This window comes from Massilia sp. UBA6681 (assembly GCF_002454935.1).
Taxonomy (GTDB): Bacteria; Pseudomonadota; Gammaproteobacteria; order Burkholderiales; family Burkholderiaceae_D; genus Telluria; species Telluria varians.
The window spans coordinates 1-10,373 of sequence record NZ_DKJX01000036.1 but is presented as its reverse complement, the minus strand read 5'-3'; the positions used below and the strand labels follow the sequence as shown (position 1 = coordinate 10,373).

The following is a 10,373-nucleotide window of genomic DNA, read 5'->3' as shown; positions in this document are numbered from 1 at the left end:
CTTAACTGAACGGCATTAGGGCAGAGCCCGGTTTCTCAGGTCGAGCGCTCGCTCGCGCTTCAAGCCTGCTGTTGCAGCAGGAGCACCCAGTACTTGGCCAGGTCGGCGGCGCCGCCCTTGCCGGTGATGCCCTGGAAGGTCTGGATCGCTTCGGCCTTCTTGCCGGCGCGAACCTGTGCCATGCCCAGGCGCAGCTTGGCTTCGTCCGGGGACTTCAGGCCGCCCTTGGCGATACCCTGCTGGATGAAGCCGATACCCTTGTCGGCCTGGTCCATCGTGGCGTAGGCCCAGCCCAGGTTGACGAGGCCGGCGCCGGTCTTGGCCTTGGCCGCGCTCGCTTCACCCGCGGCGATGGTCTTGGCGTCGTCGGCAGCCTGCTTGGTCGCCTTGGTGCGCATTGCAGTCTGGTTCTTGGCATCGCTGCCCTTGCCCAGCACGCCGGCGGCAAAGCCCGCATCCAGCACGCTCTTGGCTTCGGCCGGGAAACCGTCGCGCAGGGCGACTTCAGCCAGGTACATGTAGTGCTCCGGCGGCATTTGCTTCACGGCAGCCATTTCCAGGCGCAGCATGGCAGGGCCATAGGTGGCTTCGTCGAAGCCGGCTTTACGGGCCACGCCGCGGTTCAGCAGGTCGACCCAGAAGTCGTCGGTCGGGTAGTACTGGACCAGGTTCTCGAGTGCGAACATGTAGGCTTCGGTGTCCTTGGCCTTGTTGGCTTCCTGGCCCAGCAGGCGCAGGTCGTTCTCGGCCGGCTTCTGGCCCGCCTTCTTGGCTGCCTCGATGTTGGCCATCAGGGTGCCCTTGGCGCCGCCGAAGTTGCCGCTGTTGACCTGGGCCAGCGTCAGCGCGCGCTGCACCTTGGCCGGGTCGCCGCCTTCCTTGGTGTAGCGGTTGTACCACTCGATCGCCTTGGCGTAGTTCTTGGTGTTGAAGTTGGCGTCGCCCAGTGCCTGGTAGTAGGTCAGGGATTCAGCCGGGGTCAGGCGGCCCGAGGCCAGGATCGCTTCCATGACCGGCATTGCGCTAGCGTTGTCTTCCGAGCCCAGGGCCAGGGACAGCTTCATGCGGTTGATGACGTAGTCTTCGTACGGGGTACGGTTCGGCATGGCTTCCGCCTGGGCGATGCGGTTCTTCACTTCGCCATAGTTCTTGGCGTCGATCAGCGGCTTGATGCCGGCCGGGTCGAGCAACTTGAACATTTCGGGACGGACGGTGTCCTTGGCCGCAGCCTGCGCGGCGGCAGCCGGCGCGTCGCTCTTCTGCTGCGCGTAGGCGCTGGATACCAGTGCCGGGGCGGAGACGCCGATCGCGGCGAGCATCAGGCAGAGGCGGGCAAGACGGAATTGGGCCATGAATAATCCTTCAATCAAGTCGATAATGGTGAGACATACATACTCGGCAATATAGCGAGAATGCTATCCCGGCAAAATGTGCATTGTCCCATAAAACTGCCATTTTCAGGCCCGGCAATTGTGCCCTAGCGTGCGCGAGCATGGGGGCGTCGTTACATCACGTTACCTCATTCATTTGGGCAATTGCCGCCCTACATGGCGATGGGCGCGCCGTCGAAACCCGGTACCGGACAGCGGCCCGGCGCCTCGATCTCGCCGGCCAGCCAGGCGACGACGGCATCCACGGCGGGCGCCGCGAAGCCATAGGTCATCAGGGCCGGGGCGTCGAAGTCGAGCGCCTGGTAGGGGTTCCACAGCGCCACGTGAAGGTCGGGCAGCCAGGTGGCGCGCGCATGCGGGCCGTAGCGGCGGCGCGAGGTCGAGGCCAGGATCGTGAAGCGGCCGTCCTGCGGCAGGGCGCTCCAGTCGAAGGATTCGGCGTCAAGAAAGGTGACCAGATCGACCTCGTACAGGCGGCCGAGCGCAGCCGCGATGGCGGCGGCCGGCACGCCCGATTCCGAGACGCCGTCGCTGACCACGTCGGCGCGCGCCACCAGGCGCACCCTGGCGCCGCGTTCCGGACGCTGGGGCTGGCCGAGGGTCGTCAAGCCGGCGCGCCAGGCGCGCGCCATCAGGCCGCGGTCATCCATGTCGGTCATGTAATTCACCGGGCCGGCCGGATGCGCCGCGGCCAGCTTCGACAGGCGCGCCAGGCGTGCTTCGACGTCCGCCAGGGGCAGCACGCCGCTGCGGATCGCTTCCGCGATCGCATGCACGGTTTCCACCTGTGACTCGCGCGAGCCGATCGCCATCACCATGTCGGCGCCGGCCACCAGCGCGTTCACGGCGGCCTCGCCGGCGCCGTAGCGGTGCGCGATCGCGTGCATGTCCATGCCGTCGGTGATGATCACGCCATCGAAGCCGAAGCGCTCGCGCAGGATGCCGGTGAGAATCGGGCGCGACATCGTGGCCGGGTTGTGCGGATCGAGCGCCGGGTAGACGATGTGGGCGGTCATCACGGCCGAGGCCATCGTCGCAGCGATGCGGAAGGGTGCGAACTCGAAGCGCTCCAGTTCGGCCAGCGGCTTGTCGACCGTCGGCAGGTCGCGGTGCGAGTCGACGTGGGTGTCGCCGTGGCCGGGGAAGTGCTTGACGCAGCAGGCCACGCCTTCGCTTTCGCTGCCTTCCATCCAGGCCATCGCGATGCGGGTCGCGGTGTCGGGATCGGCGCCGAAGGAGCGCTCGGCGATCACCGGGTTGTGCGGGTTGTTGTTCAGGTCCAGCACCGGTGCGAAGTTCCAGTTGAAGCCGAGTGCGCGCACCGCGCGCGCCACCGCGGCGCCGACCTCGCGCGCCAGCTGCGGGTCATTCGCCGCGCCCAGCGCCATCGCGCTCGGCGGCGCCGGCACCCAGGTCGAGCGCACCACGGCGCCGCCTTCCTGGTCGAGGGCGATCAGGGCTTCCGAGCCCATGGCGTCGCGCAAGGCGCCGGTGAAGCGCGTCAGTTGCGACGCATCCACCATGTTCTGGCGGAACAGGCAGGCGCCGCGCACCTTGTACTGGCGCAGGAAGGCGTCGGTGTCGGCATCGAGTTCGGTGCCGAACAGCCGCACCATGATCAGCTGGCCGGCGAGGTCGAGGTAATCGTTCATGGGCAGTCGCTCAGTTCGTCTTGGTGACCTTGCTCAGGTGGCGCGGCTTGTCCGGATCGAGCCCACGCGCTTCCGACAGGCGGGCCGCCATCATGTAGAAGGCCTGGATCGCCGCGATCGGGTCGAGGTCGGGCGTGGCGGCGGTCGGCAGCAGCAGGTCGCGGCTGGCGACATCCTCGGGGGCGGCGAGCAGCACGCGCGCACCGCGGCCGCGCATCTCCTCGGCCAGGGCCACCAGGCCGGCCTGGGTCGGGCCGCGGGTGGCGAAGATCAGGAGCGGGTAGCCTTCCTCGATCAGCGCCATCGGGCCGTGCTTGATCTCGGCGCCGCTGAAGGCTTCGGCCTGCAGCGCCGAGGTCTCCTTGAATTTCAGACTCGATTCCAGCGCCACCGGGAAGCTGATGCCGCGGCCGACCACCATGATGTTGCGGGCCGGCGCCAGCACCTCGATTGCCGCCGACCAGTCGGCCTGGGACGCAAGCCGCAGGGCGTCGGGCAGGGCGGCGATGCCGTCCTTCAGTTCCGGGTCGTTCTGCCATTCGGCCACCAGGCGCGCGCCGGCCACCATGCTGGCGATGAAGCTCTTGGTGGCGGCCACGCTCTGTTCCTTGCCGGCGTGCAGGGGCATGGTCCATTCGGCGGCCCTGGCCAGCGGGGAGTCCGCGTCGTTGACCAGCGCCACGGTGGTGGCGCCGCCGTCGCGGAAGTACTGGATGGGCTCGACCACGTCCGGGCTCTGGCCCGACTGCGAGATCGACACTGCCAGGGTGTCGCGCGTGACCAGCGGGGATTTGTACAGCGTGATCAGGGACATCGGCAGCGAGGTCACCAGGCGGCCCATGCGCGCCATGATCAGGTAGGCCAGGTAGTTCGAGGCATGGTCGGAGCTGCCGCGTGCGACCGTCACCGCGCTGTGGAAGTTGGTCGAGCGCAGCGCGCGGCCCAGCTCGGCATAGCGGTCGGCGTCCTGCGCCAGCTGCCGGGCCACGCAGTCCCCTGCGGACAAGGCTTCCTGGTACATCAGCGAGGTGGGAACTGGGACGGTCACTGGGCTTCTCCTTCGATATAAACGGCTTTGATGTTGAGGTCGCGGTCGAGCACCACGAAGTCGGCATGGCAACCTGGCGCCAGGCGGCCGCGCTGGGTTTCGCCGAGGTAGTCGGCGGCGTTGGTCGAGACGCGGCGGCTGGCTTCCGCGAGCGGCAGGCCGATGCTCACGAGGTTGCGCAGCGCCTGGTCCATGGTGAGCGTGCTGCCGGCCAGGGTGCCATCAAGCAGGCGCACGCCGCCCATGCACTTGTGGACCACCTGGCGGCCCAGCATGTATTCGCCGTCCGGCATGCCGGCGGCGGCGGTCGAATCGGTCACGCAGAACAGCTTGGGGATGCAGCGCAGCGCGGTCTTGATCGCGCCCGGGTGCACGTGCAGCAGGTCGGGGATGATCTCGGCGTATTCGGCGTGCGCCAGCGCGGCGCCGACCATGCCGGGATCGCGGTGGTGCAGGCCGGGCATGGCGTTGAACAGGTGGGTGAAGCCGGCCGCGCCGTGCTCGAGGGCCTGGACGCCCACTTCATACGAACCGCTGGTGTGGCCGACCTGGACCCGGATGCCGGCGTCGGCGATCGCGCGCACCAGTTCCATGTGGCCGTCGATCTCGGGCGCCACCGTGATCAGGCGCATCGGGGCCATGGCGTGGAAGCGCATCACTTCATCGAGGGTGGCTTCGCGCGCATATGGCGGCTGGGCGCCCAGCTTGCCCGAGTTGATGTAGGGGCCTTCCAGGTGCACGCCCAGGATGCGCGCCTCGCCCTTGCCGCGCGACTTGCACGCGGCGCCGATGGCGCTCAAGGCGCGGTCGATGTCCTCGACCGGCGCGGTCATGGTGGTGGCCAGCAGGGCGGTGGTGCCGTGCTTGGCGTGCAGGGCGGCGATCAGGTGCGGGGCGTCGCCGCCTTCCATCATGTCGCGGCCGGCGCCGCCGTGCACGTGCACGTCGATGAAGCCGGGGAGGATGTAGTCGTCGCCGTTCGCGGACGGGTCGACTTCATGGCCGTCGATGGTGTCGATGCGGGCGCCGTGGCGCAGTTCGCCGTGGATCCAGCCGCTCGGTGTGAGGATGTTGCCTCTCATTGTGCTGCTCCTTGTTGTTCCAGATGGCGCTCGATCATGCGCAGCGCGCCGGCGGCCGAGTCGCCTTGCGCCGGCACGCAGCGCGCCAGGGTATCAGGCGGCAGCCAGGGGCGCAGGGCTTCGCCCAGGCCGCCGCACAGGGCCAGCGGCAGGGTGTGCGAACGGTCGAGCGCATCGGCGATGCTGGCCACTTCACGGCCCGCGTGTTCCAGGATGGCGCGCGCCACCGGGTCAAGCTCGCCGTGCGCGACCACGAAGCGCGCCAGGCCGGCATAGGCGGTCTGGTTGGCGCGACCGAGCCAGACCTGCACCGCGTCGCGCGAGCCGCCGCAGAAGTCGATGAGCTCGCGCGCGAAGGCGCGGCCTTCGACGCGGCCGTCGAGCACCTGTTCGATGTGGTTCAGTGCGCGCAGGCCCATCCAGGCGCCGCTCGCCTCGTCCCCGGCCGGGAAGCCCCAGCCGCCGACTTCGATCTTGCTGCCGTCGGCCAGCATGGCTTCGCCGACGCTGCCGGTGCCGATCGCGACGATCGCGCCGGGGCAGCCGCCGTGGGCGCCCATCAGGGTGGTGAAGCCGTCGGTGTCGAGGGCCAGCAGGGCGTAGCCGGGATTGGCGGCGATGAACTGGGCCGCCCATTCCTTGTTGTGCACCCCGGCCAGGCCGAGGCCGATGGCGCAGGAGGGCATGGGGATGTGCTGGACGTCGATGGCGGCGAAGGCCTGGGCGACGACGCCCTGGATGGTAGTCCAGGCATTGTCGATGCCGCGCGACAGGGCCGAGGGGCCGCCGGTCGCCTGCGCGATTTCCGTGAGGCCGGCGCTGGTGCGACGGGCCAGGCGCATGCGGGTGCCGGTGCCGCCGCCGTCGACGCCGATGAGATAGTCGATCATGGTATGGAAGGTTCTGCCGGAGAGTCAGCGCACTATAGGCAGACGCTAGAGCGATGTCAACAGGTATTTAACTGGTATGCAAATTTGCTCTGCAGATATGGCTCCATCACCGTAGGTTATTTGCATAAGTCATTGATTTTGCAAATATTTTCATTGGTACGGGAACTGGTATTGTCCAGCGCGAGAAAATTGGCTGGTATGCTTGACGGAAGAGGAGCTGGCGCCGCCAGGGCGGCGGCGCTGGAAGGAACTGCTTAGAGCCTTATTCGGTGCGGCGGCTGCCGCTGCGGTCCACCAACAGCAATTGGCCGCGGCCCGCGTTTCCGCGTTCGGCGCGGCGCCCGTCCTGGCCGGTGAGGTTCACCCTCGCATGGGCAGGGCCGGTGACGGCGATGTCGGCGCGCACTGCAGTCAGCTCGCGGCCGTCGAGGCTGCCCGAACCGCTGAGCCGGGCCTTGACCAGCTCGACCTTGCCTTTGAGGCGGGCGGCGCCCGGGCCGGTCATCTTGAGCAGCAGGCGCTTGCCGTCCAGGTCCGCGTCCAGGCCGCCCGAACCGTGCAGCTCGGCGTCCAGGGTATCGGACACGCGGGCCAGTTCGATGCCGCCGGGACCGCGCGCCTTCACGGTCGCGCGTTTCACATCGAGTTCGCCGGCTTCCAGGTCGCCCGAGCCGTCTACTATAGCGTCGAAGCGGCGGATGTTGCCGGCCACGCAGGCGCTGCCCGGGCCGCGCTGGACGGTGGAGGCCGCGCCGGCCGCCAGCGAGCAGGCCTCGAAGTCGCCCGAGCCGCTGACCTCCGCGCGCAGCTCGCGCGCGCTGCCCGACAGTTTCATGCCGCCGGGGCCGCGCATGCGTGCGTCCAGGCGCGCCAGGCGCAGCTCGTCTGCCTCCAGGTCGCCCGACCCGCTCACGCTTGCCGTCAGCAGGTTGCCGACGCCGGACAGGCGCACGTCGCCCGGCCCCGACATGTCGAGGTCGACGTTGGCCGCCTTGAGCCGGTGCAGGTCGAGGTCGCCGCTGCCGCTGGCGCGCACCGTCAGCTCGCGCACCGCGCCCGCCGCCTGCAGGTCGCCGGGGCCGTCTACCTTGAGGCTGAAGCGCTCGCCCGCCAGCTGGGCCAGCTCGACGTCGCCGCTGCCGGACATCGCCAGGCTCTTGAGCTGGCTGGCCGTGATGTGGATGACGACCGGCGCGCGCCGCTTGCCCCAGCTGAAATGGAAACCGTTGCGCTCGACCGGCCGCACCACCAGGGTGTCGCCGCGCACGAAGGTCTCGATCCCATCGAGCTGCTTGGGCTCGCCCGACAGCGTGAGCGCCTGGCGGCCCTGGGCGCGCACCACGACTTCGTAGGGGCCCGCGAGTTCGATCGCGCTGAACGGCGCCACGGTGCGCTGCAGCGTCACCGGCGCCGCCGGCGCTTCGGCGTGGCTGGCCTGGGTGGCGAGGAAGCCGGCGGCGATGGCGGCGGCGAGGAGGGCGGGCTTGAGGACGGTGGTCATGTTCTTGTCGTCGGTGGCGGCATTCGGGAGCCTGAACGATAAGGCAAGGCGGCCCGGCGTGCCCCGGCAAAACGACGAAGCTGCGAAAACGGGGAACAGAGTGCAATTCCTGCGGATGAGCGGCATGGCGGTATCGGAAAGATCATCGCGTGCGCGTCCCGATGTGGCTCGACCGCAACAGGGTGTGGCTGTCTGCGCGGGCGCAAGAGCGCACCTTGACGCCTGTCGTGCCTGCCGCGTGGCCGGGCCGGGGCTTGCGGTGTCATAATGCAGGCCATGGAAGGAGAACTCCCGTGATTCGCTATATGGGCACCCGCAAGAACGCCGAAGGGGCCGCCGTGTATGTGTTCCTCGTCAACGGCATGCAGAAGGAAGTGCGCGAGCACGCCCTCAAGCAGCATCCCGGCTGCTATGAAGCGTTGCCGGCTGCGGTCAAGGCCCAGATCGCGGCCAATCGCGCCTGGCTGTCCAAGCTCTGAATGGCCGTGCGACCTTTCCCATCGGCACTCGCTGCCGCGCTGCTGGGCGCGCTTTTGGCTGGTCCCGTGGCCGCGCAGGCCATGCCCTCGACCTTCAGCCAGGTCGTCGGCAATGCGCTGCTGTGCCGCAGCCACCTCGACAACCGTTATTTCTACGACTACCTGAGCACGTCCTTCGGCCCGGCCTACAAGCGCGAGGGCGGGGCGTACTGGTTCAAGGTCGACGCCACGCTGTGGGGCGCCGAGGTCAAGGAAGTCATGGTCAGCGACGACAGCAGCGACCTGGTCTTCATCGCCGCCCTGACCGAGAGTACGCCGGAGGAGCTGGAAGGGGCGATCCGCGCCGGCGCCGGCATCGCCTACCGGCCGCTCGACGCCTCGCCCTATCCTTTGCGCGTGTCCAACCCGGGCAGCACCATCGCTTACATGAATGACAAAAGCAAGATATATTGCAAGAAGTTCAAATCGCTGCCGGTCCGCTAGGACACCAACCGGACCCGCATGATCGCAGATGTATAACCACTACTTCCACCTGAAGGGCGCCCCGTTCTCGATCGCCCCCGATCCGCGCTACCTGTTCATGAGCGAGCGCCACCGCGAGGCGCTCGCGCACCTGCTGTATGGCATCGGCAGCGGCGGCGGCTTCGTCCTGCTGACCGGAGAGATCGGCGCCGGCAAGACCACGGTGTGCCGCTGCTTCATCGAGCAGATTCCCGAGAACTGCCGGCTGGCCTACATCTTCAATCCGCGCCTGAGCGTCGAGGAATTGCTGCTGAGCGTATGCGACGAATTCCGCATCGAACTGCCGCCGGCCGGCACGCCCATCGGCGTGGCGACGCCCGGACTGAAAGGCTATGTCGATGCGATCAACCGCTACCTGCTGGAATCCCACGCCCAGGGGCTGAACAATGTGCTCGTCATCGACGAAGCCCAGAACCTGTCGGCCGAGGTGCTGGAGCAGCTGCGCCTGCTGACCAACCTCGAGACCAGCGAACGCAAGCTGCTGCAGATCATCCTGATCGGCCAGCCCGAGCTGCGCAGCATGCTGGCCCGTCCCGAACTTGAGCAGCTGGCGCAGCGCGTGATCGCGCGCTACCACCTGGGACCCCTGTCCGAGGCGGAAACCGGCGCCTATGTCGCGCACCGGCTGGCGGTGGCCGGCGCCGGCGGATCGCCGTTCCCGCCCGCACTCACGCCCCAGATCCACGCGCTGACGCATGGGGTGCCGCGCCGCATCAACCTGCTGTGCGACCGCGCCCTGCTCGGCGCCTACGTCGAGAACAGTCCTCAGGTGACGCGCCAGATCCTGAAAAAAGCGGCTGCCGAGGTCTTCGCCGGCGAGCCGGTCGCAGCGCGCCGCCTGCGCATGCCCTTGATTGCCGGCGGCGTGCTGGCAGCGGCCGCCGTCAGTGCGGCAGCCTGGCAAGCCATGCCCGCGCGCAAGGCCACGTCCGCGCCGGCTGCGCAGGCCGAGGCGCCCGCCAGGGCGGTGCCGGTGGCGGCAAGCGCGGTGGCGCCGTCGAGCGTGCCGCCGGTGCAGGCAATCGAGGCCAATGCGCTGCGCGAGCTGGCGGCGCTGTGGGGGCAGCCGCTGGCGGGAGACAAGCCTTGCGAGGCGGCGCTCAAGGCCGACCTGCGCTGCCACCAGGGGCGCGGCGGCCTGTACGAACTGCGCATGCTCGACCGCCCGGCCGTCGTCACCCTGCATGACGGCCCGCGCACCGGCTACGCCGTGCTGTCCGCGCTGGACGGCAACAGCGTGACCCTGAGCGCCGGCGCGCGCCGCGAGAAGATCGACCTGGCCACCTTCGTGGCCCGCTTCGGCGGCGAGTTCACGACCTTCTGGCGCATGCCGCGCGCCTTCCGCGAGGAACTGGCCGAGGGCGCGCGCGGGCCGGACGTCGACTGGCTGGCCGGGCGCCTGGCAGGGCTGGACGGGGCCCAGGCGCCGCAGCCGGGCAGTGTGCTGGATGCCGGCATGCGCAAGCGGCTGCAGCATTTCCAGGCCGCGCAGCACCTGAAGGCGGACGGCCTGGCCGGTCCGCGCACCTACATGCGCCTGAACCAGCTCTCCGGCGTGCCCGAGCCGCGCCTGCTGGCCCAAGACAGGCCGTCCAAGACCGCAAAATAAGCCATGTCCTACATCCTCGAAGCCCTCAAGAAGGCACAGGCGGAGCGCCAGCTCGGCAACGCGCCGACCATCCACGCGCCGCCGCCCAGCTACGCGAGCGCGGACACACGCAGCAGCCGCAAGCCGGTCATCATCGGCATCGCCGCCGGCGCCCTCGTCGTGGCGCTCGGCGCGCTGTTCCTGCTGCGCCAGCCGGCGC

At 68.9% G+C, this 10,373-nt stretch carries 9 protein-coding genes and 1 pseudogene; 4 read left to right on the top strand and 6 right to left on the bottom strand.

The features are described from left to right. Positions 1–59: 59 nt before the first annotated feature. The 6 genes from B2R83_RS05055 to B2R83_RS05030 form a co-directional block, all read right to left on the bottom strand. On the bottom strand, positions 60–1,352 hold the full coding sequence (locus B2R83_RS05055) for a tetratricopeptide repeat protein (RefSeq protein ID WP_292038772.1): 1,293 nt from the start codon (positions 1,350–1,352) through the stop codon (positions 60–62). Between the two features lie 191 nt (positions 1,353–1,543). Then, positions 1,544–3,043: a beta-N-acetylhexosaminidase gene (gene nagZ / locus B2R83_RS05050; RefSeq protein WP_292038769.1), complete on the bottom strand. Its 1,500-nt coding sequence runs from the start codon at positions 3,041–3,043 to the stop codon at positions 1,544–1,546. Positions 3,044–3,053: 10 nt separating this feature from the next. Continuing rightward, the gene (locus B2R83_RS05045) at positions 3,054–4,064 is read right to left on the bottom strand and encodes an SIS domain-containing protein (protein WP_209588310.1); all 1,011 of its coding nucleotides are present in this window, start codon (positions 4,062–4,064) and stop codon (positions 3,054–3,056) included. Positions 4,065–4,087: 23 nt separating this feature from the next. Then, positions 4,088–5,173, bottom strand: coding sequence for an N-acetylglucosamine-6-phosphate deacetylase (gene nagA, locus B2R83_RS05040; protein ID WP_209588157.1), 1,086 nt, complete (start codon positions 5,171–5,173; stop codon positions 4,088–4,090). Continuing rightward, complete coding sequence (locus B2R83_RS05035) at positions 5,170–6,063, bottom strand: BadF/BadG/BcrA/BcrD ATPase family protein (RefSeq protein ID WP_292038766.1); 894 nt, start codon at positions 6,061–6,063, stop codon at positions 5,170–5,172. Before B2R83_RS05035 ends, nagA begins: the two co-directional genes overlap by 4 nt. A gap of 262 nt (positions 6,064–6,325) precedes the next feature. Further along, a complete protein-coding gene (locus tag B2R83_RS05030; protein ID WP_292038764.1) occupies positions 6,326–7,564 on the bottom strand; it encodes a head GIN domain-containing protein in 1,239 nt (412 codons plus the stop codon). A 293-nt stretch (positions 7,565–7,857) separates the two neighbouring features. Between B2R83_RS05030 and B2R83_RS05025 the strand changes: the two genes are divergently transcribed. The 4 genes and pseudogenes from B2R83_RS05025 to B2R83_RS05010 form a co-directional block, all read left to right on the top strand. Beyond that, positions 7,858–8,043, top strand: coding sequence for a hypothetical protein (locus tag B2R83_RS05025; protein WP_036216035.1), 186 nt, complete (start codon positions 7,858–7,860; stop codon positions 8,041–8,043). After that, positions 8,044–8,526: a hypothetical protein gene (locus B2R83_RS05020; RefSeq protein WP_414674352.1), complete on the top strand. Its 483-nt coding sequence runs from the start codon at positions 8,044–8,046 to the stop codon at positions 8,524–8,526. It abuts the gene before it with no gap. Between the two features lie 28 nt (positions 8,527–8,554). Then, positions 8,555–10,174, top strand: coding sequence for an ExeA family protein (locus B2R83_RS05015; RefSeq protein WP_292038742.1), 1,620 nt, complete (start codon positions 8,555–8,557; stop codon positions 10,172–10,174). A 3-nt stretch (positions 10,175–10,177) separates the two neighbouring features. Beyond that, positions 10,178–10,373 (top strand): annotated as a pseudogene (locus B2R83_RS05010) (hypothetical protein); the annotation flags it as partial.